Raw genomic sequence first — 24143 nt, forward strand, 5'->3', positions numbered from 1 at the left:
AAAGTCAAAGATCAAAAGATCGCAGGCTTCGCCAGCTCCTACACCCAGCGGGGATAAATCCCCTCGCCACAAAATCACAGCACAAAGCCATTCCCCCACCCAAAAGTCACCCCCGACATTGCCAGTCGTCACTTTTTCGGCCCGTTTTTAAACCTTTTTGACTTTATGTGCTCTAGTTATCACTTGCGCATTTGCGCGGCTGCGAAAGTGCCGCTAAATTGCCATCATTGATACCGAGCATTCTGTTATGCGTATAGACGGCGTTTCATCCCAGTCCTATCCCATCAAGCGCAAGCCTCGTCCAGGCAAAATCGCTGAGCAAGAGTCCTTCGATGACATCGATGGCGACCTGGAATTTCCGTCTGAAGAGCAATTGGCTGCCCGTGCCGCCAAAGCCTCCGCGCAACGCCTGAGCAATCTCCCTGCCCGTCAGCAAGACATGCTTTACCACCGTGCGATGAGCCGCAGTGTCGCCACGGCCCTGGCGAGCTACCTGAGCACCGCCGGTTTCGTCGATTGGGATATGGAAGTGCTGGGACTCGATCTCTACATCTGATGGTCTTGCCTTACTACCTGGGCTGCCCCTCCTGGAGCGAAAACGCCTGGCGCGATTACCTTTATCCCCAGGACGCCAAAAGCACCGACTTCCTGAAGCTCTATTCCCAAGTCTTCAATGCCGTGGAAGGCAATACGACCTTCTATGCCAGCCCCTCTGCTGCCACGGTCCAGCGCTGGGCCGAAATCATGCCCGAGCACTTTCGCTTCACCGCCAAGTTTCCCGGTGACATCAGTCACAATGGCGACTTGCGCGAGCGCCTGACGGCCACCGAAACCTTCCTGCAATTGCTCAGCCCCCTGGGCGGGCGTGTCGCGCCGTACTGGCTGCAACTGTCCAAGGCCTTCACCCCGAATCGGTTGCCGGAGCTGGCGGGGTTCATCGACGCCTTGCAGCGCCCCTTGGCCGTGGAGGTTCGTCACGATGAGTTCTTTGCCAAGGGCGACGCTGAAAGGCGCCTCAATCGCCTGTTGCTCGATCGCGGCGTCGAACGTATCTGCCTCGATCCTCGGGCGCTGTTCAGTTGCACCTGGCTTGATCCTGCCGTGCTTCACGCGCAATCGAAAAAGCCCCGCGTGCCGCCCCGGCCTGCGGCGTTCACCCAATGTCCGCAAGTGCGCTTCATCGGTCACCCGGTACTGGAAGCCAACGAGCCGTTCCTGACGCCGTGGGTGGAGAAAATCGCCGGCTGGATCGAAGAGGGGCGCACGCCCTATATCTTCCTGCACACCGCCGACAACCTGCTGGCGGCCAAACTCGCGCAACGTTTCCACACTCGCCTGATGAGTCGTTTGCCTGGCTTGCCGGCCCTGCCTGAGCTATATAGAGAGCCCGCCGCCGAGCAACTGGGTTTGCTCTGAGGCCCACTCCCTCTCTGCTCAGGAGCGAACTACATGGATGCGCAAATTCGTCGAGCCCAGGCGTTCAAGGCCTTGCACGAACGTGAAGGGGCTTTTGTCATTCCCAACCCGTGGGATGCCGGTTCGGCCAAGATGCTGGCCAGCCTCGGCTTTGAAGCCCTGGCGACCACCAGTGCCGGCCACGCTTTTTCCTTGGGCCGGCCCGATGGCGCGCTGGGCCTGGAGGACACACTGGCCAATGTGCGGGCGATTGTGGCGGCCACCGACCTGCCCGTGGCCGTGGACCTGGAAAACGGTTTTGCCGACGCCCCCGACGAGTGCGCGCGTAACCTGCTCCGTGCGGCGCAGGCCGGTGCGGTGGGTGGTTCGATCGAGGACGCCACGGGGCGTGAAGACAGCCCGATCTATTGCTTCGACCATGCCGTGGCGCGGGTCAAGGCGGCCGCCGACGCGGTGCGTAGCCTGCCGTATCCCTTCCTGCTGACGGCCCGGGCGGAGAACTTCCTGCACGGCAATCCGGATCTGGACGACACCATCCGCCGCTTGAAGGCTTTCGCAGACGCAGGTGCCGACGTGTTGTACGCCCCGGGGCTGAGCAGCGCCGAGCAAGTGCTTGCGGTGGTGCGGGCCGTGGCGCCGAAACCGGTGAACGTGCTGATGTCCGGGGCGCTGGACCTGACCGTCGCGCAGTTGAGCGAGTTGGGCGTCAAGCGCATCAGCGTCGGATCGGCGTTGGCCCTGGCCGCGCTTGGCGAGTTCTTCCGCGCCGCCGAAGAAATCCAGCAGCAGGGCACGTTCACCTTCACGCGCCGCTCGATGCCGTTCAAGCAGGCCAACCAATTATTCAAGGGTTGATGCCCGAGGCAACGTCGTGCGGTTTTTGAAAGTTCTTGCCGTCGTGGCACTGCTCGTTGGCGTCGCAGTGCTGGGGGTATGGCGTGGCTGGGTGGCGTTGCCGCCCCAATGGAATCCCTGGGCGCCCCTGGACGTCAACCGTGCGCCCAACCTGCTGACCCGCTTCAAGCTCATGGCCCTGCGCAACGACCCGCAGCTGTGCGACCAGGCCCTCGCCACCTCGGGCCTGCGCACCGCGCGCCAGGCGGACAGCGGTGTCAATTCGACGTGCCCGCTGACCAATGTGCTCAGGGTGCAGGGCGGTGAAGTGGCGCTGAGCAGCAGTTTCCTCGCCAGTTGCCCGCTGGCCGTGGCCTTCGCCCTGTTCGAGCGTCATGCGTTGCAGCCGGCGGCAGCGGCGGTCTACGGGCAGAAAGTGACGCGGGTCGATCACCTCGGCAGTTTTGCCTGTCGCAACATGTACGGTCGTGAGAGCGGGTCGCGCAGTCAGCACGCCACTGCCAGTGCGCTGGACATCGCCGGATTTCGCCTGGCCGATGGGCGCACGGTCAGCGTGCTCAAGGACTGGCCCAAGGACAATGCCGACGCGCAGTTCCTGCGCCAGGTGCGCGACGGTTCCTGTGACATGTTCAGTGTGGTCTTGAGCCCGGACTACAACGCAGCGCACCGCAACCATTTTCATCTGGACGTGGGGCCTTGGTGGATCTGTCGCTAAGGTCCGGAGAGGGTCAGGCGGCGATACGCAGGTTCTGCAGCACGATCGGACGTGCCCAGCGGACGTCGAAATCCAGTTGTTTCTGCTGCGCCACCAGTTCCTCTTCCGGGAAGGGCGGGAACGGCTTGTCCAGCAAATCGAGTTCGAACTCGGCGATCGGCAGGTGCAATGGGCGCGGTTGCGGTGCCGGGCCGGGCTCCGGCAGCGGTTGGCCGGCGGTGAGGACGAGCGGGCGAACCCAGTTGCTTTCGAAGGTCTGTTGTTTTTGCTGGGCAGCGATTTCTTCGGCTGGGAAGGGCGGGAAGGGCTTGTCCAGCAGGTCGAGTTCGAATTCGGCGATCGGCAGGAACAACGGTTCAGGCGGCTTGACCGGTGTTTCGGTCACTTCGCAGGTGCGCTGGCTGACGATGTGCTCCAGCAACTCGGCGCCGAGGGTCGGTTCGACCGCTTCATCGAGGGCCACTGGCTGGTAGCTGCCAGGTGCCGGTGCGTTATCACCCAGTTGATCGGCCAGGGCCCGGGCAAAAAAATCCTGCCACAGGTGACTGACGCCGCTCAGTGCTTGGGTGTTACGCAGGCTGTAATCGCCGTAAGGGGAGATAACGCCTATCGATGTGGATTGAATGTCTGACATTTTTCTCGGTCGACGCTCAGCTCTGGCAAAATGCCGTTCACCGTTGTTATCGGCCGTTTTTGCCGATCCTTAATTTTTTGGGCGTGTTTTCCATGAGTGAGCAACCTGCGGCCTGCCGCATCCATGTCGAGGCCCTGGCCCCGGCCTTCCAACCGCAGGCCGAGCACTGGGCCGAGCGGCTTGGCCTGCCTTTGCAAGTGGACGATGGCGAGTTTGCCTTGCAGGTCGGCGAGCAGGGGTTGCAGTTGCAGCAACTGGGCCCGGACGCGCCAGGACCGGTGCGGGTGGACTTCGTCGAGGGCGGCGCGGCCCATCGGCGCTTGTACGGCGGTGGCAGCGGCCAGATGATCGCCAAGGCGGTCGGCATTGCCCAAGGTGTGCGTCCGCGGGTGCTGGATGCCACGGCCGGGTTGGGCAAGGATGCGTTTGTGTTGGCCAGCCTGGGCTGCGAAATGAGCCTGATCGAGCGTCAACCGCTGATTGGGGCTCTGCTGGAGGATGGCCTGGCTCGCGCGGCGCAGGACTTCGACGTGGCGCCGATCGTGGCGCGCATGCGTTTGCTCAAGGGCAACTCCATCGAGGTGATGCGCGGCTGGGAAGGCGAGCCACCCCAGGTGATCTACCTCGACCCGATGTTTCCCCATCGGGAGAAAACCGCCCTGGTGAAGAAGGAAATGCGCCTGTTCCGCCCCCTGGTGGGCGATGACCCGGACGCCCCGGCGCTGCTCGCCGCCGCCCTGGCCCTGGCGACTCACCGAGTGGTGGTCAAGCGCCCGCGCAAGGCACCGTGTATCGAAGGGCCGAAGCCGAGCCATGGGCTCGACGGCAAATCCAGTCGCTACGATATCTACCCCAAGAAAGCGCTCAAGCCCTGATCTGTGGGAAAAGGTGTTCTGTCGCAGAAGAATGATCTGTGGGAGCAAAGCTTGCTCGCGACGAACGATGACGCGGTCTTCTGAGAGATCGCGCCGCCGCCATCGCGAGCAAGCTTTGCTCCCACAGGTCCACCTCAGTCAGCGAAACCTTTGCTCCCACAGGCCCACCCCAGTCAGAAAAAACTTTGGCAGGCCTAAGGCCGATAAGCCCGCACGAACAACCCCACCACTTCCTGCACATGGGCCTCGGCCGCTTGAGGTTCCAGTGGCGCGCCGCAGCCGTACAACAGGCGGAAGTTCGCCGCGCCCTTGATCAGGCAGAAGAAATGCTCGGCGGCGTTGCGCGGTTTGTCGATGCTCAGGGCACCGCTCTGGTTGACCTTGGTCAGCAGGCGTTCCATGCCTGAGAGCATCCGCTGCGGGCCGGCTTCGAAGAAAATCGACGAGAGCTTCGGATCCTGACTGCCCAGGGCCATGATCACCCGATGCAGGTTCACCGATTCCTCGCTGCTGATGAGTTGGTGAAAGCCACGGGCGATGTTCAGCAGCACGTGCTCGATCGCAACGCCCTCCGGCCATTCGAAAAACAGCGGCGGCACCTGCTCTTCGCATTTGGCGATCACCGCCGCGGAGAACAGCGTCTCCTTGTCGTTGAAGTGGCTGTAGACCGTCAGCTTGGAGACCCCAGCCTCGGTAGCGACGGCGTCCATGCTGGTACTGGCATAACCCATGCTCACGAACAGGCGCTTCGCCGCGTCGAGAATGGCCTGGCGCTTGGCCAAGTCCTTGGGACGGCCGGGGCCGGAGGGGATTGGAGGATTGTTCGACATTTCTTCGCTTTAATACTGGACTGGTGAGTTTGCTATTAATAACATACTCGCCAGTATAATTATTCCAAGCACCATTAGCGAAAGGTCACTCGCCATGTTCCGCTATGCCTTGCCCCTCGCCGTGCCAGTCACCCTGGCTTTTTTATTGTCTGCGTGCGGTCATGACGAGCCGGTGCCCGCCGCCGTGCGCCCCGCCATGGTGGTCAAACCACGGCCTTCAGCCCAGGCGATGGACAGTTATCCCGGTGAAGTGCGAGCACGGTTCGAACCTGACCTGGCCTTTCGCATTGGCGGCAAGGTGAGCCGACGACTGGTCGAAGAGGGCCAGCGGGTCAAGGCCAATCAACCCTTGGCCGAACTCGATCCCGAAGATGTGCGCCTGCAACTGGAAGCGACCCGTGCCCAGGTCGCCGCCGCCGAGGCCAACCTGAACCTGGTGCGCGCCGAGCGTGACCGCTACAAGACCTTGATGGAACGGCAGATGGTCAGCCGCTCCCAATACGACAACGCCGAGAACCTTTACCGCTCCGGCGCCGCGCGACTCAAGCAGATCAAGGCCGAGTTCGATGTCGCCAACAACCAGGCCAGCTATTCGGTGCTGCGTGCGCCCCAGGATGGCGTGGTTGCCCGGCGATCGGTGGAAGTCGGGCAGGTGGTGTCAGCCGGGCAGACCGTCTTCACCCTGGCCACCGACGGCGAGCGTGAAGTGCTGATCAGCCTGCCGGAACAAGGTTTTGGCCGGTTCAAGATTGGCCAGCCGGTTTCGGTCGAACTGTGGAGCCAGCCTGGCCAGCGTTTCAGTGGACGCATTCGCGAACTGTCGCCGGCCGCCGACCCCAAGTCCCGCACCTTTGCCGCCCGTGTGGCCTTCACCGCCGGCAGCGTGCCGGCCGAACTGGGCCAGAGCGCCCGGGTGTTTATCCAGACCGCCGAAAAGGTGCCGCTGTCGGTGCCCTTGTCGGCCCTGACGGCTGAAAACGGTGCGACGTACGTCTGGGTGGTCAACGCCAACAACACCCTGAAAAAAGTCCCGGTGCGGGTCGGCGCCTTCGGTGAAAAGACCGTTCCGGTGCTCGAAGGCCTCAGCCCCGATGACTGGGTGGTGGCGGCCGGCGTGCATGTGCTCCTCGACGGCCAGCAAGTGCGGCCGGTGGATCGCTCCAACCGCGTGGTCAACCTGACGGCCAAGGAGTAATCCCCGATGGGTTTCAATCTTTCCGAATGGGCGCTGCGCAACCGCCAGATCGTACTGTTCCTGATGCTGTTGCTGGCCATCGTCGGCGCACTTTCCTACACCAAGCTCGGCCAGAGTGAGGACCCGCCGTTCACCTTCAAGGCCATGGTCATCCGCACCAACTGGCCGGGCGCCACGGCCGAGGAAGTCTCGCGACAGGTCACTGAACGCATCGAAAAGAAGCTGATGGAAACCGGCGATTACGAAAGAATCGTCTCGTTCTCCCGTCCGGGCGAGTCCCAGGTGACCTTCGTGGCCCGCGACTCCCTGCATTCGGTGCAGATCCCCGAGCTGTGGTACCAGATCCGCAAGAAGATCAGTGACATCCGCCACACTTTGCCGCCGGGTATTCAAGGGCCATTTTTCAACGATGAATTCGGCACCACCTTCGGCAATATTTATGCGCTGACCGGTGACGGCTTCGACTACGCGGTGCTCAAGGACTACGCCGACCGCATCCAGATCCAGCTGCAACGGGTCAAGGACGTGGGCAAGGTCGAACTGCTCGGTTTACAAGACGAGAAGATCTGGATCGAGCTGTCCAACGTGAAGCTGGCGACTCTAGGCTTGCCCTTGGCGGCGGTCCAGCAGGCCCTTGAGGAGCAGAACGCGGTATCGACCGCCGGCTTCTTCGAAACCGGCAGCGAGCGGGTGCAGCTACGGGTGTCCGGTAATTTCCAGAGCGTGGACGAGATCCGCAACTTCCCGATCCGGGTCGCCGATCGTACGTTCCGTATCAGTGATGTGGCGGATGTGCGCCGTGGTTTCAACGATCCACCGGCGCCACGCATGCGTTTCATGGGCGAAGACGCCATCGGCCTGGCTGTGGCGATGAAGGACGGCGGAGACATCCTGGTACTGGGCAAGGCCCTTGAGATCGAGTTTGCCCGTATCCAGAACACGCTCCCGGCCGGCATGCAATTGCGCAAGGTGTCGGACCAGCCAGCGGCGGTGAAGACCGGAGTGGGTGAGTTCGTCCAGGTGCTGGTGGAAGCGCTGACGATTGTGTTGCTGGTGAGCTTCTTTTCCTTGGGGCTGCGCACCGGGATGGTGGTGGCCCTGGCGATCCCGCTGGTGTTGGCGATGACCTTCGCCGCGATGTACTACCTGGGCATCGGCCTGCACAAGATTTCCCTCGGCGCGCTGGTATTGGCGCTGGGGTTGCTGGTGGACGACGCGATCATCGCGGTGGAGATGATGGCGATCAAGATGGAGCAGGGCTTCGACCGGATCAAGGCCGCCAGTTTTGCGTGGACCAGCACGGCGTTCCCGATGCTCACCGGTACGTTGATCACCGCGGCCGGCTTCCTGCCGATCGCCACCGCGCAATCGGGCACCGGCGAATACACCCGTTCGATTTTCCAGGTCGTGACCCTGGCGTTGCTGGCGTCCTGGGTGGCTGCCGTGGTGTTTGTGCCGTACCTGGGGGAAAAGCTCCTGCCGGACCTGGCGAAAATTCACGCGGCCAAACATGGCACGGCCGACGGCCAGACCGACCCTTACGGCACGCCGTTTTATCAGCGTGTCCGGCGGATGGTGGAGTGGTGCGTGCGTCGCCGCAAAACCGTCATCATCCTGACCGTGCTGTTGTTCGTCGGCTCGGTGGTGTTGTTCCGTTTCGTGCCGCAGCAGTTCTTCCCGGCATCGGGGCGGCTGGAACTGATGGTCGACCTGAAGCTGCAGGAAGGCGCCTCCCTGAGCAACACCGCCGAGCAGGTCAAGCGCCTTGAAGCGCTGCTCAAGGACCACGCCGGCATCGACAATTACGTGGCCTACGTTGGCACCGGCTCACCGCGGTTCTACTTGCCGCTGGATCAACAATTGCCGGCGTCCAGCTTCGCCCAGTTCGTGGTGCTGGCCAAGACCATCGAAGACCGCGAGCCTTTGCGCAGTTGGTTGATCGCGACCCTGAACGAACAGTTCCCAACCCTGCGCTCGCGGGTCACCCGCCTGGAAAACGGCCCGCCGGTCGGCTACCCGGTGCAGTTCCGCGTCACGGGCGAGCACATCGAAGAGGTCCGCGCCCTGGCGCGCAAAGTGGCGGCGAAAGTTCGCGAAAATCCCTACGTGACCAATGTGCACCTGGACTGGGAAGAGCCGAGCAAGGTGGTGTACCTGAACGTCGACCAGGACCGTGCTCGAGCCCTGGGCGTGAGCACCGCCAACCTGGCGAGTTTCCTGCGCAGCTCCCTCACGGGCTCCAGCGTCAGCCAGTATCGGGAAGACAACGAACTGATCGAAATCCTGCTGCGCGGCACGGTGCATGAGCGCACCGAGTTGTCGTTGCTGCCGAGCCTGGCGGTGCCGACCGACAATGGCAGGAGCGTTGCCCTGTCGCAGATCGCAACCCTGGAATACGGCTTCGAAGAGGGCGTGATCTGGCACCGCAACCGCCTGCCGAGCGTGACCGTACGGGCCGATATCTATGGCAAGGAGCAACCGGCGACCCTGGTGCAGCAGATCTTCCCGACCCTGGAACCCATTCGTGCGCAACTGCCGGACGGTTACCTGCTGGAGGTGGGTGGTACGGTGGAGGATTCGGCTCGCGGCCAGAAATCGGTGAATGCCGGTGTGCCGTTGTTCATCGTCGTGGTGTTGACGCTGCTGATGCTGCAACTGCGCAGTTTCTCACGCACGGTCATGGTGTTTCTCACCGCGCCGCTGGGGTTGATCGGTGTCACCCTGTTCTTGCTGGTGTTCCGCCAGCCGTTTGGTTTCGTCGCCATGCTCGGTACGATCGCGCTGTCGGGGATGATCATGCGCAACTCGGTGATCCTGGTGGACCAGATCGAACAGGACATCAAGGCGGGGCTGGCCCCGTGGCAGGCGATCATCGAAGCGACAGTACGCCGCTTCCGTCCGATTGTGCTCACTGCACTGGCGGCGGTGCTGGCGATGATCCCGCTGTCGCGCAGCCTGTTCTTCGGACCGATGGCCGTGGCGATCATGGGCGGCTTGATCGTGGCGACGGCGTTGACACTGTTGTTCCTGCCTGCGTTGTATGCGGCGTGGTTCAGGGTCAAGAAGACCTGAGCCGTTCAGAGACCAGAACAGATCCAATGTGGGAGCGAGCTTGCTCGCGATAGCGGTGTAACAGTCAACGAAGATGTTGAAGCCAATACCGCCATCGCGAGCAAGCTCGCTCCCACAGTTGTTTTGGATTGGGGCTAGAGAGTGCCGAAAACCTTCTTCGCCAAACTGGTCGCCGCAGCCGCCGGGTTCTGGCGAATGGTGGCTTCCTGCTTGCCGATCATCTCGAACAACCCATCCAGCGCCTGCTCGGTCACGTAGTTTTCGATGTTGGCGCTCTTGGCGTCCAGCACGCCAAAGGTCGCGGCCTGGCCGGCGAAAGCGTTGTATTTCTGCGCCAGGCCGACCTTGTCGGTGGCTTGCTTGACGATGGGCAGGAACTTGGCGCGGATCTGCTCGCGGCTGCTCTTGTTCAGGTATTGCGTGGCCGAGTCGTTGCCGCCGCTCAAGATCCCCTTGGCATCACTCACGCTCATGTTCTTCACGGCGTTGACCAGGATCGGCTGGGCCTGGACCACCGCGGCTTCGGCGGCCTGGTTCATGCTGGTTTCCAGTTGTTCGACCTGCTCCCCCATGCCGAAGGCTTTCATCTTGCTGGCGACTTTGCCGAGCTTGCCTGGCAGTTCGATCTTCACATCCGGGTTGTTGCTGAAGCCGCCGGGTGTGCCCAGTTGCTTGACCGCCACCTGCGCACCTTGGATCAAGGCGTCCTTGAGACCGCCCGTGGCATCCTTTTGCGACAGGTCGCCCAAGGACAGGGCCATGGCATTGGCACAGATCAGCAGGCCTGCGCACAGGCCGGTGAAACGGAGGGTTGAGCGAAGCATGATGGGGTCCTTGAAGAAAGTTTGAAAAAGCAATCAGCGTGCGGCGTTGACGCGGATCTTCAACGGCTGCGGATCCTTGCCATCGAGTTGCACGGCGTGTTGTTCAGTGGTGATGAACATCAACTGGCCGTCCACTTCGATGCGGGCGCTCACGGCATAACGATGGCCGGGCTTGACCTGGGCCGGATCATAACTGAGGTGGAACGGCAGCGGGACCTGGCCTTTGACCGGGCCGCTCTGTTGATCGAGTACCACGGCAGGGGCGTCGGCCAGGGAAACGTCTTGCAGGCTCACGCTCAAGGTAGCGTTGGGCGGCAGGGCGATGCGTTGCAGATAGAAGACTTCGCCATCGAGGCTCGCGACGGAGGCGGCGGGTGGCGTTGATGATTGGCACGCGGCCAGCAGTGAAGTGAATGCAAGCAGAAGAAATTTTTTCATGTGGAAGTACCTTTCCTTTGACGCCAGCAACACGCTGGCGCCAAAGAGAATCTGGAGGATTCGGCACCAAAAATCCAGCCGGAACGTAACGACTCAGACGTTGGGTGCGATCAGATGATCAGTTTCAATGGCCGACGATGGCGCGAGGTTCAGATCAATGTCTACATCTTGATCGCCTCCATTCCAAATGAAGGCGTGTTCGTTATCTGCTAGAAGGTCAGTGCCTTCATGGTTGATTTGCATCTTCACCGAAAACTCGTCCCCTGCGACAGCCGGGTCGAAATCGGGAACGATGTGGAAGGAAAAGACCAGGGGTGATCCCACCGGAAGTACGTTGGAGCTGATGCCAGGATAGGAGCCTGGCAGGCCGGTAGTTTTTTCGATGGAAATTGCATAATCACCTGCGCCTGTTTGTGGAACTTGATAATCATCTGGCAGACGCAGTGTTACGTTGATTGCGTGTTTCATGAATGAATTCCTTTTCAATACGTCGACATTGACGTGGGCTCATCCTAGAGGCCTGGCCCAAGTTTCTCTGTAGGTCTTTTCTTGGTTTGACGCCGCCTTAGCCGCTGCGCAGCGTCAGAGTAAGCTGGTCGATTGTCCCATCAACTCACCGCAAGCGTTCCATGCTTCTCGGTGAGTGATCGACAACCTTCAACTGTCGGGGCTGATGGCGACTTCCGCGGCATCTTCACTGCGATGCAGCGCCACCTGGCGGATCGACAGGCGAATTTCCGCCGGCAGCACCCGCTTGGCCGCGCCTTCGGCCAGTTCGCCCAGCAGCTCGTGGTAGCTGAGTTTGCCAGCCTCGTCGCGGCGCAGTACGTCGAGGTCCAGCATGGTCTGGATGAAGTGGCGGAACAGGCTTTTGTCGAAGAACTCCGGCGCATTCAGGCCATGCAGGATCGACAGGCGTTGGGCCATGACGGTGCAGAGGTCTTCCAGTTCTTCGGCGCTGATGGTGTTCTGGCCGCTGTTGAGCAGCAGCGAAACGGTCATGTAGAAGCGCTGCAAGGTCTGGGCGATGCTTTTTGACAGCAAGGTCAGCAGCACGAAATGCCGCGAACTCGGCGCCGGACGCAGGTACAGGTCATTTTCGAAACGCAGCAGGCCCTGTTCGACGAATGCTTCGAGCCACTGGTCGACTACCCCGTCCAACTCTTCCAGCGACCAGCGAATGAACAGCTCCGATTGCAGGTACGGGTACAGCGCATGGGTGTAGCGCAGGATCTGCTCGCGGCTCATGCGCGAGCTGCTCTGGAAGAAGCTCGCCAGCAACGCCGGCAGGGCGAAGATGTGCAGGACGTTGTTGCGGTAGTAGGTCATCAGTACCGCGTTCTGCTCATCCAGGTACAGAATCTTGCCCAGGGCATCGCTCTGTTCCGACAGCAGGTCCATGCCTTTCACATGTTCGATCAGCGCTCGACCATCGCCTTCGGGCAGCGTGGTGTGGGGCGAGTACGGGACTTTGCGCAACAACGCCAGGTACAGGTCGAGCACCCGGGCCATGGCGCGGTCGTCCAGGGCCAGGCGGCTGGTGGACAGCAGCGCCAGGGCGACGAGGTTGACCGGGTTGATCGCCGCGGCTTCGTTCAGGTGACGGGCCACGCGTTCGCCGAGGCGGTGGGTGGTCGCGTTGAGCCAGGCCGGTTTGAATTGCGGGCCCAGTTCCTGTTGGCGCCAGCCTGGCTGTTCGCCGTCGAGGAATTCCGCCAGTTTGATCGGTTCGCCGAAATTCACCGCCACCTGGCCGAAGCGTTGCTTGAGGGCGCCGATGACTTTGAAGATGTCGAAGATCGATTCTTTTTTCTTGCTGGCCCCGCGCAATTCGCCCAAGTAGGTGCGGCCTTCCAGTACCCGCTCATAACCGATGTAGACCGGCACGAACACGATGGGCATGCGCGACGAGCGCAGGAAGCTGCGCAGGGTGATGGCGAGCATGCCGGTCTTGGGTTGCAGCATGCGCCCGGTGCGCGAACGTCCGCCTTCGACGAAGTACTCCACCGGAAAACCTTTGGTGAACAGCGTATGCAGGTATTCGTTGAACACGGCGGTGTAGAGCGGGTTGCCCTTGAAGGTGCGACGCATGAAGAACGCCCCGCCACGGCGCAGCAGCCCGCCGATCACCGGCATGTTGAGGTTGATGCCGGCAGCGATGTGCGGTGGCGTCAGGCCGTTGCGAAACAGCAGGTACGACAGCAGCAGGTAGTCGATGTGGCTGCGGTGGCACGGCACGTAGATGACTTCGTGGCCCTGGGCGACGTTCTGCACGCCTTCGATATGGTTGACCTTGATGCCGTCGTAGATCTTGTTCCAGAACCAGCTCAGCACCACTTCCAGGAAACGGATCGCGGTGTAGGTGTAGTCCGAGGCAATCTCGTTGCCGTAGCGCAGGGCCTGGGCCTTGGCTTTTTCCGGGGAGATTTTTTCCCGCTCGGCCTCGTCGGCAATCGCCTGTTTGACCAGCGGCTGGTTCAACAGGCCCTTGACCAGGTTGCGTCGGTGGGAGATGTCGGGGCCGATGACCGCTGCTTTCAAATTGCGGAAGTGCACCCGCAGGATCCGCTGGGCCATGCGCACGGTGCGTTCGTGGCCCTTGTCGTGTTCGATCAGCTCGCGCAGGTGGATCGGCGCGGAGAATTGCACGCGGGTCTTGCGCCCCAGGATCATGATGCTCAACAGGCGGCGCAGGCGCCCGGTGACGGCCCAACTGTCGGCGAACAACAGCTTCCAGGGGCTGGATTCGCTGTCGGGCGACTGCCCCCAGAACACGCTGACCGGAATGATCTGGGCGTCTTCGGCGGCATCGTGGGTCAGGGCGTCGACCAGTCGCGTCAGGGTCGGCGGCGCACCGCGCTTGTCCTGGCGGCCGAGCCAGTCCGGCGCTGGCGTCAGGTAGAAAAACGCCGCCGGCTCCAAAAGGTTGCCCACCGAGACCGGCAGCACCGGACGAGGCAGGCCGGCCTTGGTGCATTCGGTGTCGAGCACCGCCAGGTCAGTAAGTGAAGGATCTTGCAGGACGTAGAACACCGGACGACTGCGGTCGAGGTTGAGGGTGAAGGACGACTGGTTGATCGTCTCGGAGCGAACCCAGAGGTACAACAGTCGGCGCAGGGTGCCAAACACAAGACGGCGGAACGGGGAGCGGGTCATACGGCTTCTGCATGAGTGAATGGAATAGAGCGGGCGCCAGTGTGCCGGATTCGCCGAAAATCGGCAAAAAAGCGCCGAAGTAAAGTCAGTTGAGAGTTTTCTCGGGTGTCATATACTCGGCCAGTGACTGCCGCGGCCTCCCTTGTGGAGAGCCGGATGGTGGCTAAAGTTCGTACGGCTTTGCCTTTTGTGGTTGGGCGGGAAAAGCCGACTCAAAAAAATAAAAATGGGAGTGAGCATCATGGCAGTACGGGAAACCGGCAGTGTGAAGTGGTTCAACGACGCGAAGGGCTACGGCTTCATCCAGCGTGAAGGCGGGGCGGATGTGTTCGTGCATTACCGCGCCATCCGCGGCGAAGGCCACCGTTCACTGACCGAAGGCCAGCAGGTCGAGTACGCGGTCGTGGAAGGGCAGAAGGGCTTGCAGGCTGAGGATGTGGTGGGGTTGTAACCCCACTCTTGAAGCCGTGGTAGATCCCTGTGGGAGCAAAGCTTGCTCGCGATCGTGGTAGGTCAGCCTGCATCGATGTTGAATGTACCTTCGCCATCGCGAGCAAGCTTTGCTCCCACAGCGCTCCCGCATTGGGATCTGCTTTCACATGGGGGTTGGCTGTATCACGCGGTCTTCCAGGTAATCTCTTCTTCCCCATCGGCGCTGATACGTATCCAGCGATCGGCCGACTCTTCACCTTCTTCTTCCACCCACGAGCCAGGCGCGCAGCGCACTTCGACGTTCAGCGCGGCAAAGGCTGCGCGGGCGCAGGCGATGTCGTCTTCCCACGGGGTCTGGTCACTTTCCAGGTACAGGCTGTTCCATTTGCCCACGGCCTTGGGCAGCCAGGTCACGGGGATGCTGCCGGCCTTGCACTTGTAGGTCTGGCCTTTCTGGACCCAGTCGCTGCACGGGCCCAGGGCCTGGCCGAGCCAGGCGGCGATGGCCTTGTGGTCGACGTCGGCGTCTTTGAGGTAAATCTCGATATCGGGTTGGCGCATGGATGTCCTCGCTGCGGTCTTGAAAAATCCATTCGCGGATTTAACGGGGCCCGAGCGGTTGCCCGGGACCGGAATCAAAAGGTTATTGAAGAACGAAATAATCGTAGCGCATCGACACCGTGACCTGGAACGGCTCGGCCTGTTCGATCACGCTGGCACGGCGTTCGGCACTGGCGCGCCAGCCGTGGGGCGTCATGGCCAGCAGGTTGGCGCGGTCCTGGCCGTTGTCGAGGGTCAGCTTGAATTCGAGGGTTTCGCTGTGATCCAGCACCATGCCCGGCGGCACCAGGGCCAGGTGCTTGTCGTCGGTGTATTCGCGCACTTCGTCGTACAGGCGCTCGCGCAACTCCATCAGGTGGCCGGCGGTGGGGCCGACTTTCATCAGGCCGCCGCCGGGGCTGAGCAAGCGCTTGGCCTCCTGCCAGTCCAGGGGGCTGAACACGCTGGCCAGGAACTGGCAGCAGCCGTCCGCCAACGGCACCCGGGCCATGCTGGCGATCAACCAGGTCAGCTGCGGGTTGCGTTTGCAGGCGCGCTTGACGGCCTCGCGGGAAATGTCCAGGGCATAACCATCAGCGTTGGGCAACGCCTCGGCGATCTGCGCGGTGTAGTAACCCTCGCCACAGCCGATGTCCAGCCAGCGCCCGGGCGTGCGTTCGGCAGCCAGTTCCGCCAGGCGCCGGGCGACCGGGGCGTAATGCCCGGCGTTGAGGAAGTCGCGCCGGGCTTCGACCATTGCCTGGTTGTCACCGGGTTCGCGGCTGTTCTTGTGCTGCACCGGCAACAGGTTCAGGTAACCCTGCCGCGCGCGGTCGAAGCGGTGGCCGGCCGGGCACACCACACCGTTGTCCACCGCGTTCAGCGGTTCACTGCAGATCGGGCAGGCGAGCATCAGGCGAGCAACCTGATCAGCGTCTTGTAGTAGATCTCGGTCAGCACATCGAGATCGGCCGCCAGCACGCGTTCGTTGACCTGGTGGATGGTCGCGTTGACCGGCCCCAGTTCCACCACTTGCGTACCCATGGTGGCGATGAAGCGACCGTCGGACGTGCCGCCGCTGGTGGACGCCTGGGTTTCGCGCCCGGTGACGTCCTTGATGCTCGATGAGACCGCGTCGAGCAGCGCGCCTGGTTCGGTGAGGAACGGCAGGCCGGACAGCGCCCAGTCGATGTGCCAGTCCAGTTGATGCTTGTCGAGAATGTCGGCGACGCGCTGTTGCAGGCCTTCGACGGTGGATTCGGTGGAGAAGCGGAAGTTGAACACCGCCACCAGGTCACCCGGAATCACATTGGTCGCGCCGGTGCCGGCGTTGAGGTTGGAGATCTGGAAACTGGTCGGCGGGAAGAAGTCATTGCCGTGGTCCCAATGCTCGGCGGCCAATTCGGCCAACGCCGGGGCAGCCAGGTGGATCGGGTTCTTCGCCAGGTGTGGATAAGCCACGTGGCCTTGCTTGCCGCGCACGGTCAACTTCGCGCCGAGGGAACCGCGCCGGCCATTCTTGACCACATCGCCCACCAAGGTGGTGCTCGACGGCTCGCCGACGATGCACCAGTCCAGTCGTTCCTGGCGGGCCTTGAGGCGTTCGACCACGGCTTTGGTGCCGTGGTGGGCCGGGCCTTCTTCATCGCTGGTGATCAGGAAGGTCAGCGAGCCCTTGTGGTCCGGGTAGTCGGCAACGAACCGTTCGGCCGCCACGACCATCGCCGCCAGGCTGCCTTTCATGTCCGCCGCGCCACGGCCGCAGAGCATGCCCTGTTCATCGATGACCGCATCGAACGGGTCGAGCTGCCAGGCCTGCACCGGACCGGTCGGCACCACATCGGTGTGCCCGGCGAAGCACAGCACCGGACCGTCATGCTTGCCATGGCTGGCCCAGAAGTTATCCACATCCTCGATGCGCATCGGCTCGAGCGTAAAGCCTGCGTTGCCCAGGCGCTGCATCATCAGTTTCTGGCAATCGGCATCCACTGGCGTCACGGACGGACGGCGGATCAGGTCGCAGGCGAGTTGCAGGGTCGGCGAGAGGTCGGCGTGGGCCGTCATGAAAGCTCCGGGAATATAGTGTGAACGCAAGGCTTGTGCAGGCGCGGGCTGGCTCGCGCAAAATGGCGGTTATCTTATAGCAAAACGACCATCATGGGCCCCTGGTGCGGGACAGGTGGAACACAAAACCTGTGGGAGCGAGCCTGCTCGCGATGGCGTCGTATCTGCCGCATCAATGTTGACTGAGGCATCGCTATCGCGAGCAGGCTCGCTCCCACAAGGAGGATTTGGTGGGATTCAATTCGCGAACGGCTCGAATTGCCACGGCAAAGCCCTATAATGCGCGCCGGTTTTTGGGGTAATGGTCATGAGTACAGAAGATCCACGGTTTGCCGGCATCGCCCGTTTGTATGGCATCGACGGCCTGGAGCGCCTGCGGGCGGCCCATGTGGCGATTGTCGGCGTCGGTGGTGTCGGTTCCTGGGCGGCGGAAGCCATCGCCCGTTGCGGCGTGGGCGAAATCTCGTTGTTCGACCTGGACGATGTTTGCGTCAGCAACGCCAACCGTCAGTTGCACGCCCTGGACAGCACCGTCGGCAAACCCAAGGTCGAGGTGATGGCCGAGCGGCTGCGTGGGATCAACCCCGACTGCACCGTGCACGCGGTGGCCGACTTCGTCACCCGCGACACCATGGCCGAGTACATCACGCCGAACATCGACTGTGTGATCGACTGCATTGACAGCGTCAACGCCAAGGCTGCGCTGATCGCCTGGTGCAAGCGCCGCAAGATCCAGATCATCACCACCGGCGGCGCAGGCGGGCAGATCGACCCGACGCTGATCCAGGTCTGCGACTTGAACCGCACGTTCAACGACCCACTGGCCTCCAAGGTGCGCTCCACCTTGCGCCGCGACTACGGTTTTTCCCGCACCGTGACCCGCCACTACAGCGTGCCTTGCGTGTTCTCCACCGAACAACTGCGCTATCCGAAACCGGACGGCAGCATTTGCTTGCAGAAGAGTTTTGTCGGCGACGGCGTCAAGCTCGACTGCGCCGGTGGGTTCGGCGCGGTGATGATGGTGACGGCGACGTTCGGCATGGTCGCGGCGACCAAGGCTGTGGATAAGATCGTGGCGGGTGTGCGGCGGCCGGCAGACAGGGTCAAGCCCGGACAGTGACCGCTCTTGTGGTGAGGGCGCTTGCTCGCGCTGGGCTCTGTAGGAGCTGCCGAAGGCTGCGATCTTTTGATTTTGATCTTTGGCTTGAGATTCAAGTGTCAGGGGAAAAGATCGCAGCCTCGTTGCACTCGACAGCTACACAGCTCCTACGGGCGCAGTCCAGCGGGAGCAAGCTCCCTCGCCACGGTTACTGCGTCAATTCGCGCATCCGCTGTAGTACCGCATTCAACCCATTGCTACGCGACGGCGACAACTGCCGCGACAATCCCAACTGATTGAACCAGTCCGGCAAGTCCACCTGTTGTAGCTCAACGGCGGACAGCCCATTGACCCGCGCCAACAACAACGCCACCAGCCCACGGATCAACCGCGCATCGCTGCTGGCGCAAAACTGCCAGTGCCCATCGTGCAACTGTCCCACCAGCCACACCTGACTTTCACAACCGTGGACCAGATTGGCCTCGCACTTGTCCTCGTCGCTCAGCGGCGGTAGGCGCTCGCCCCATTGCATCAGCAGTCGGGCGCGTTGCTCCCAACCTGACGCGTCCTGGAAAATCTGCAGCGCTGCGGCGGCCTCGGCGGGCAGGTTCATCGCAGCATCTCCAGGGCCTGGTCCAGGGCTTCGAAGAAGCGTTCGATGTCGGCGGAGTCGTTGTACAGCGCCAGCGACACCCGGATCGCCCCGGACAGCTGCAAATGCTTGAACAACGGCATCGCGCAATGATGCCCGGCGCGCACGGCGATGCCTTGCTCGGTCAGCAGGTGGGCCAGGTCGGCGTTGTGGATGCCTTCGACCACGAAGCTGACCAAGGCCAGGCGCGGGTTGCCCACCAGGCGCACGCCGTTGCGGGCCCGCAGGCCATGGAGCAGGTAGTCGTGCAGCGCCGCCTCGTGGTCGATGATCGCCTGCGGATCGAGGTCGGACAGGTAATCCAGGGTTGCCCCCAGGCCGATCACGCTGGCAATCGGCGGCGTGCCGGCTTCGAAGCCCAGCGGCGCCGGACGGAAGGTGGCGCTGTGGTAATCGGCCTGTTGCACCATTTCGCCGCCGAACTGCCAATGACGCAGGTTGCCAAGGGCCTCGGTACGGCCAAACAGCACGCCCAGCCCGTCGGGGCCGTAGAGTTTGTGGCTGGAAAATACATAAAAGTCGCAGCCCAGCGCCTCCACGTCATGGCGACCATGGACCACGCCTTGGGCGCCGTCGATCACCGTCAACGCGCCTTGGGCCTTGGCCAGCGCCAGCAGCGCCGGCACCGGCTGCCAGGCCCCCAGCACATTGGATAACTGGCTCACCGCCAGCAAGCGCGTACGCGGGCCGATCAGTTCAGCGGCTGCGCCAGAATCGATCACCCCGTCGACATCCAGCGGCAACACCACCAGTGTCAACGAACGACGCTCGGCCAGTTGCTGCCACGGCAGCAGGTTGGCGTGGTGTTCCAGGGCGCTGATGACGATCTCGTCGCCCGGGTTGAATAAATGTTCCAGCCCATAGGCCAGTAGGTTCAGCGCCGAAGTGGCGCCGTGGGTGAAGACGACTTGCCCGCAGTTTCCGGCATTGAGCCATTGCGAGACCTTGAGGCGGCTGTCCTCGAACGCCTGGGTGGCATGGGCCCCCGGCAAATGCTGTGCACGGTGCACGTTGGCCGCGCCATTGGCGTAGTAATGCGCCAGGGCGTCCAGCAGTGCTTGGGGTTTTTGCGTGGTGGCGGCGCTGTCCAGATAGGTCTGGCCTTGCCGTTGCAGGGCGGCGATGGCCGGGAAGTCGGTGCGCCAGGGGGAGGGAATCAACATGCTTTCGGGCCCTGCTGGAATGACGCCGGACCCTGTGGGAGCAAGGGCGCTCCCACAGGTGATGGTGTGAAGCTTAGTTGTGAGCGTGCAGTGCTTCGTTCAGCTCGATGGCCGACTTATGCGTCTTGCATTCCACCGCGCCGGTCTCGGAATTGCGGCGGAACAACAGGTCGGGCTGGCCGGCCAGGTCGCGGGCCTTGACCACTTTGACCAGTTGGTTGTTTTCGTCCAGCAGCTTCACTTTGGTGCCGGCGGTCACGTACAGGCCCGACTCCACGGTGTTGCGGTCGCCCAGCGGGATACCGATGCCGGCGTTGGCGCCGATCAGGCAACCTTCGCCGACCTTGATCACGATGTTGCCGCCGCCCGACAGGGTGCCCATGGTCGAGCATCCGCCGCCCAGGTCCGAACCCTTGCCGACGAACACGCCCGCCGAGACACGGCCTTCGATCATGCCTGGGCCTTCGGTGCCGGCGTTGAAGTTGACGAAACCTTCGTGCATCACGGTGGTGCCTTCGCCCACATAGGCGCCCAGGCGGATCCGCGCGGCATCGGCGATACGCACACCGGCCGGGACCACGTAGTCGGTCATTTTCGGGAACTTGTCCACCGAGAACACTTCCAGCAGCTCGCCACGCAGGCGGGCTTCGAGCTGGTGCTCGGCCAGTTCGGCCAGGTCGATCGCGCCCTGGCTGGTCCAGGCCACGTTCGGCAGCAGGGGGAAGATGCCGGCCAGGTTCAGGCCGTGGGGCTTGACCAGGCGATGGGACAGCAGGTGCAGCTTGAGGTAAGCCTCAGGGGTGGAGCTCAGTTGGGCATCTTCGGCCAGCAGCGTGGCGACCAGCGGCTTGTGGCTTTCGGCCAGGCGGGTCAGCAGCGCGGCTTGGGCGCTATCGACGCCACGGAGTGCGTCTGCCAGTTGCGAAGCCTGGGCGGTGGTGAAGGTGATGGCCTGGTTGCCCTCGCTGTAGCCGAGAATCGGCGCGATGGCAGCAACGATCTCAGCCGACGGCTTGAGCAGCGGTTGGGCGTAGAACACTTCCAGCCAGGCGCCTTCACGGTTTTGAGTGCCGACACCAAAGGCCAGGCTGAACAGGGTAGTGGACATGGAATTACCTCTACAAAATGGACTGGGCAGGATTACTTGATCGCTGCCGCATAAATATCTGGCTTGAAGCCAATCAGGGTTCGGTCACCGAGATCGAGCACCGGGCGCTTGATCATCGAGGGTTGGGCGAGCATCAGTTCGATGGCTTTCGTCTGGTCGAGATCGGCTTTGCGTTCGTCGTCGAGTTTGCGAAAGGTCGTACCCGCACGGTTCAACACCACTTGCCAGCCATGCTCGTTGCACCATTGGGTCAGGTGCTCACGGTCGATGCCGGCAGTTTTGTAATCGTGATAGTCGTAGTGCACAGCGTGATCATCGAGCCAGGTACGCGCTTTTTTCATCGTATCGCAGGCTTTGATGCCGAAAAGGTGCAACGTTTTGCTTGAATCGGTCAAGGAACTGCCCCCTTTGCAGGTGCTGAAAGTAAAAGGTGAAGGATTATGCCATGACCGGACGGTTTCGCGGCGGCCCAGATCGGCTTGCCTCCAAACCCGTGGGCGAGCCTGTGGGAGCTTAGCTTGCTCGCGATACAGGCGACACGGTTCAACTGCAAGACTGCGCCATCGTTCATCGCGAGCAAGCTAAGTTCCCACAGGCTCATTCCACAGGGCGGACTGCGACATTGGTACAACGGCCAGACCCATGCTAAGCGGCTAATATGGCACTTCAACGGCAAGCTGTTGCCGGATGTGTATCGCTGTAGTTGGAAAACCGTCATGCAAAGCGCCTATACCGTCCTGATCCTGTTGATGCTGGTGGGCGTTTCGCGCCTGATCGGGCGGTTGATCCCGCTGCCGTTGCCCCTGGTGCAGATCGGCGCCGGTGCCTTACTGGCCTGGCCGTCCCTGGGCCTGCATGTGGTGCTCAATCCCGAGTTGTTCCTGTTTCTCTTCTTGCCACCTTTGCTGTTCTCCGATGGCTGGCGCATGCCCAAGCGCGAATTGTGGCGCCTGCGCGGACCGATCCTGACGCTGGCGGTGGGTTTGGTGTTGTTCACGGTGGTGGGCGCCGGCTATTTCATTCACTGGCTCTTGCCGAGCATCCCACTGGCTGTGGCTTTCGCCTTGGCAGCAGTGTTGTCGCCGACCGACGCGGTGGCGGTGTCGGCGATAGCCCGTGACCGCCTGCCGGCGCCGTTGATGCACATGCTCCAGGGCGAGGCGCTGATGAATGATGCGTCGGGTCTGGTGACCTTCAAGTTCGCCTTGGCAGCGGCGATCACCGGCGTGTTTTCCCTGGCGAATGCCAGCCTGACCTTCGTCCTGGTGGCGGTTGGCGGCCTGTTGGTGGGCGTGGGCTTGAGTTGGCTGGTGGGGCGTCTGCGGGCCTGGATGATTGCCCGGGGCTGGGACGATCCGGCCACCCACGTGGTGTTCATGTTGCTGCTGCCGTTCGCGGCCTATGTGTTGGCCGAACGCTTGGGCGCCTCGGGCATTCTCTCGGCGGTGGCGGCGGGGATGATGCAGAGCTGGCTTGACCTGCTGCCGCGCCAGACCGGCACGCGGCTGCTCAATCGCAGTGTCTGGTCGCTGTTGGAATTCGCCTTCAACGGCTTGATCTTCCTGCTGCTGGGCCTGCAATTGCCGGACATCATCAAGGCGGTGGCCAGCCACGAAGCCACGCTTTGGCCGACGTTGCTCTACCGTTGCCTGGATTTGGTGGCGATTTTCCTGGTGTTGCTGGTGCTGCGGTTTGTCTGGGTGCAAAGCATCTGGCGCTTGTCCGGGCTGCTGCGGCGCTGGCGCGGCAAGGGCGAGTTGACCTTGGTGCCGGACGCGCGCTCCTGCTGGCTGCTCACCTTTGGCGGCGTGCGCGGGGCGGTAACACTGGCGGGCGTACTGTCGGTGCCATTGTTGTTGGCCGCAGGCGAGCCGTTTCCCGAGCGAGATCTGCTGATCTTCATTGCTGCTGGGGTGATTCTGTTGTCGTTGATAGCGGCCTGCATCGCCTTGCCATTGCTGCTGCGGGGCATCGAGAGGAGCCCCGACGACAAACGTCGTACCGAAGTGCGTGATGCCTGGCGCAAAACCGCTGAAGCGGCGATTCATGCGCTGGAAGTGGAGGAGCCGGCTGAAACGACCAGTACGCCGGATGCGGCCCAGGCGGCACTGGCGACCGAGGTCAAGGCGCGGCTGATGTCTGAGTATCGCCATCAGTTGGAGGTGTTCAACGACTCCGCCGAAGCCCAGGCGTTGGCGTTGGAGATGGACCTGCTGGAACGCCGGCTGCGCTTGAAGGCCTACCGGGCGCAGCGGTTGGAGTTGTATCGCCTCAGCCGCCATCACCAGATTGGCGATGACGTGTTGCGTGAGGTGCTGGGGGAGTTGGATTTGGCGGAGGCTAATTTGGGGTTGGGTAAATAACGGCAGGGTCAGAGCGGAAGGTAGGCCTTCACACCGGCGATCACGCCTTGCATGTCTTCAGAGCCCAGGCGAGGAACGAAGTACTCTCGACCCTTGGATCGAGTCTTTCTGTGCAGCTTGTCCAGACGTTCAAAACTCACGGTATAGATCATGTCGCACTTTACCCACAGTTCTTTGTAGCCATCGGACTGGAGGGGATTGGTGCGGAGCAGGTGGTGCCAGTCCTGCTGAGTCTGTGGCGTTGTGGAGGAGATCGGCACCACGGTACAGAGCTTGCGACTGTGTGTGGCAGTAGGGGAGATCACCACCACCTTGCGGATCTTCAGCATTTCAGGCGCAACAAAGCCCCGCGTGAAGTCACAAAGAAGAACATCGCCTTGCTTGGGATGGTAATAAAGAGGCATTCCTTATCCTCATAAAAAAGCAAAGCCGCCCGAAGGCGGCTTCAATCGACACGCAGTTGAGCTTGCTTCGCCCTTTCTGCGCCGCTGGGTCAACCCCGAGAGGGACCCAGACTCCTGCCAGCTTTCGCTGGTGACAGGGTCGATTATGGCTACCGGCGATAGCGAATTCAAGCCAGCTTGAACCCTCGTAACAGGGTTGAATGAGATATGTCGGTGTACAAAGTAAGCGAAATCAATGGTTTGGCGTTCGCGGTATGTTTTATGTCTTTTCTTGTCTGAGTAGACAGATCGTGGTCTGTCAGACGCAC

24 protein-coding genes are annotated in these 24143 nt (G+C 62.1%); 10 read left to right on the top strand and 14 right to left on the bottom strand.

Annotated elements, in window-relative coordinates; translation table 11 throughout:
• Positions 1-247: 247 nt before the first annotated feature.
• Genes GFU70_RS05375 through GFU70_RS05390 form a run of 4 tightly spaced genes read left to right on the top strand, consistent with a single transcriptional unit; the run spans position 248 to position 2986 of the window.
• Complete coding sequence (locus tag GFU70_RS05375) at positions 248-556, top strand: hypothetical protein (protein WP_058545976.1); 309 nt, start codon at positions 248-250, stop codon at positions 554-556.
• On the top strand, positions 556-1416 hold the full coding sequence (locus GFU70_RS05380; RefSeq protein ID WP_153387710.1) for a DUF72 domain-containing protein: 861 nt from the start codon (positions 556-558) through the stop codon (positions 1414-1416). The genes GFU70_RS05375 and GFU70_RS05380 overlap by 1 nt, the downstream gene beginning before the upstream one ends.
• Before the next feature lie 33 nt (positions 1417-1449).
• A complete protein-coding gene (locus GFU70_RS05385; protein ID WP_058545974.1) occupies positions 1450-2271 on the top strand; it encodes an isocitrate lyase/PEP mutase family protein in 822 nt (273 codons plus the stop codon).
• Positions 2272-2287: 16 nt separating this feature from the next.
• The gene (locus GFU70_RS05390) at positions 2288-2986 is read left to right on the top strand and encodes an extensin family protein (protein WP_058545973.1); all 699 of its coding nucleotides are present in this window, start codon (positions 2288-2290) and stop codon (positions 2984-2986) included.
• Between the two features lie 13 nt (positions 2987-2999).
• On the opposite strand, the gene GFU70_RS05395 is transcribed toward GFU70_RS05390, so the two are convergent.
• Complete coding sequence (locus GFU70_RS05395) at positions 3000-3620, bottom strand: hypothetical protein (RefSeq protein ID WP_058545972.1); 621 nt, start codon at positions 3618-3620, stop codon at positions 3000-3002.
• A gap of 92 nt (positions 3621-3712) precedes the next feature.
• Here GFU70_RS05395 and GFU70_RS05400 point away from each other — a divergent pair, with 92 nt between their 5' ends.
• On the top strand, positions 3713-4495 hold the full coding sequence (locus GFU70_RS05400) for a class I SAM-dependent methyltransferase (protein ID WP_116643092.1): 783 nt from the start codon (positions 3713-3715) through the stop codon (positions 4493-4495).
• Between the two features lie 194 nt (positions 4496-4689).
• Here GFU70_RS05400 and GFU70_RS05405 read toward each other — a convergent pair whose 3' ends face one another.
• Positions 4690-5325 carry a TetR/AcrR family transcriptional regulator gene (locus GFU70_RS05405; protein WP_058545970.1) on the bottom strand — a complete coding sequence of 212 codons (636 nt, stop codon included), beginning with the start codon at positions 5323-5325 and terminating at the stop codon, positions 4690-4692.
• Between the two features lie 94 nt (positions 5326-5419).
• On the opposite strand from GFU70_RS05405, the gene GFU70_RS05410 reads away from it, so the two are divergent.
• Positions 5420-6520 (top strand): efflux RND transporter periplasmic adaptor subunit, encoded by a 1101-nt coding sequence (locus GFU70_RS05410; RefSeq protein WP_058545969.1) that lies wholly within the window; start codon positions 5420-5422, stop codon positions 6518-6520.
• Positions 6521-6526: 6 nt separating this feature from the next.
• Entirely contained in the window at positions 6527-9592 is a 3066-nt protein-coding gene (locus tag GFU70_RS05415; RefSeq protein ID WP_064107099.1) for an efflux RND transporter permease subunit, read from the top strand.
• A 134-nt stretch (positions 9593-9726) separates the two neighbouring features.
• Here GFU70_RS05415 and GFU70_RS05420 read toward each other — a convergent pair whose 3' ends face one another.
• From GFU70_RS05420 to plsB, 4 genes are all read right to left on the bottom strand, one after another.
• Positions 9727-10416 carry a DUF4197 domain-containing protein gene (locus GFU70_RS05420; protein WP_058543204.1) on the bottom strand — a complete coding sequence of 230 codons (690 nt, stop codon included), beginning with the start codon at positions 10414-10416 and terminating at the stop codon, positions 9727-9729.
• Positions 10417-10449: 33 nt separating this feature from the next.
• Positions 10450-10854 carry a YbaY family lipoprotein gene (locus GFU70_RS05425; RefSeq protein ID WP_058543203.1) on the bottom strand — a complete coding sequence of 135 codons (405 nt, stop codon included), beginning with the start codon at positions 10852-10854 and terminating at the stop codon, positions 10450-10452.
• 93 nt (positions 10855-10947) lie between these two features.
• Positions 10948-11322 (bottom strand): hypothetical protein, encoded by a 375-nt coding sequence (locus GFU70_RS05430; RefSeq protein ID WP_058543202.1) that lies wholly within the window; start codon positions 11320-11322, stop codon positions 10948-10950.
• A 189-nt stretch (positions 11323-11511) separates the two neighbouring features.
• Positions 11512-14010, bottom strand: a complete 2499-nt coding sequence (gene plsB / locus GFU70_RS05435) for a glycerol-3-phosphate 1-O-acyltransferase PlsB (protein ID WP_058543201.1) — start codon at positions 14008-14010, stop codon at positions 11512-11514.
• 241 nt (positions 14011-14251) lie between these two features.
• On the opposite strand from plsB, the gene GFU70_RS05440 reads away from it, so the two are divergent.
• Entirely contained in the window at positions 14252-14461 is a 210-nt protein-coding gene (locus GFU70_RS05440) for a cold shock domain-containing protein (RefSeq protein WP_058543200.1), read from the top strand.
• A 164-nt stretch (positions 14462-14625) separates the two neighbouring features.
• Here GFU70_RS05440 and GFU70_RS05445 read toward each other — a convergent pair whose 3' ends face one another.
• The 3 genes from GFU70_RS05445 to dapE all read right to left on the bottom strand — a co-directional run bounded on the left by GFU70_RS05445 (position 14626) and on the right by dapE (position 17046).
• On the bottom strand, positions 14626-15003 hold the full coding sequence (locus GFU70_RS05445; protein WP_053182357.1) for a hypothetical protein: 378 nt from the start codon (positions 15001-15003) through the stop codon (positions 14626-14628).
• A gap of 82 nt (positions 15004-15085) precedes the next feature.
• Entirely contained in the window at positions 15086-15895 is an 810-nt protein-coding gene (locus GFU70_RS05450) for a putative RNA methyltransferase (RefSeq protein WP_153387711.1), read from the bottom strand.
• On the bottom strand, positions 15895-17046 hold the full coding sequence (dapE, locus tag GFU70_RS05455; RefSeq protein WP_058543198.1) for a succinyl-diaminopimelate desuccinylase: 1152 nt from the start codon (positions 17044-17046) through the stop codon (positions 15895-15897). Before dapE ends, GFU70_RS05450 begins: the two co-directional genes overlap by 1 nt.
• Before the next feature lie 301 nt (positions 17047-17347).
• On the opposite strand from dapE, the gene tcdA reads away from it, so the two are divergent.
• A complete protein-coding gene (tcdA, locus tag GFU70_RS05460; protein WP_025212102.1) occupies positions 17348-18166 on the top strand; it encodes a tRNA cyclic N6-threonylcarbamoyladenosine(37) synthase TcdA in 819 nt (272 codons plus the stop codon).
• A gap of 187 nt (positions 18167-18353) precedes the next feature.
• Here tcdA and GFU70_RS05465 read toward each other — a convergent pair whose 3' ends face one another.
• The 4 genes from GFU70_RS05465 to GFU70_RS05480 form a co-directional block, all read right to left on the bottom strand.
• A complete protein-coding gene (locus GFU70_RS05465) occupies positions 18354-18758 on the bottom strand; it encodes a SufE family protein (RefSeq protein ID WP_116643088.1) in 405 nt (134 codons plus the stop codon).
• Positions 18755-19960 (bottom strand): aminotransferase class V-fold PLP-dependent enzyme, encoded by a 1206-nt coding sequence (locus GFU70_RS05470; protein WP_116643087.1) that lies wholly within the window; start codon positions 19958-19960, stop codon positions 18755-18757. The genes GFU70_RS05465 and GFU70_RS05470 overlap by 4 nt, the downstream gene beginning before the upstream one ends.
• Before the next feature lie 73 nt (positions 19961-20033).
• Entirely contained in the window at positions 20034-21068 is a 1035-nt protein-coding gene (gene dapD / locus GFU70_RS05475) for a 2,3,4,5-tetrahydropyridine-2,6-dicarboxylate N-succinyltransferase (protein ID WP_058543194.1), read from the bottom strand.
• Between the two features lie 32 nt (positions 21069-21100).
• A complete protein-coding gene (locus GFU70_RS05480; RefSeq protein ID WP_153387712.1) occupies positions 21101-21463 on the bottom strand; it encodes an ArsC family reductase in 363 nt (120 codons plus the stop codon).
• Positions 21464-21784: 321 nt separating this feature from the next.
• Between GFU70_RS05480 and GFU70_RS05485 the strand changes: the two genes are divergently transcribed.
• Entirely contained in the window at positions 21785-23431 is a 1647-nt protein-coding gene (locus GFU70_RS05485; protein WP_153387713.1) for a Na+/H+ antiporter, read from the top strand.
• Positions 23432-23439: 8 nt separating this feature from the next.
• Here the strand turns inward: GFU70_RS05485 and GFU70_RS05490 are convergent, their stop codons facing one another.
• Entirely contained in the window at positions 23440-23835 is a 396-nt protein-coding gene (locus GFU70_RS05490; RefSeq protein WP_058543422.1) for a type II toxin-antitoxin system PemK/MazF family toxin, read from the bottom strand.
• Between the last annotated feature and the right edge of the window lie 308 nt (positions 23836-24143).

It is taken from the genome of Pseudomonas brassicacearum, from assembly GCF_009601685.2.
Taxonomy (GTDB): Bacteria; Pseudomonadota; Gammaproteobacteria; order Pseudomonadales; family Pseudomonadaceae; genus Aquipseudomonas; species Aquipseudomonas kilonensis_B.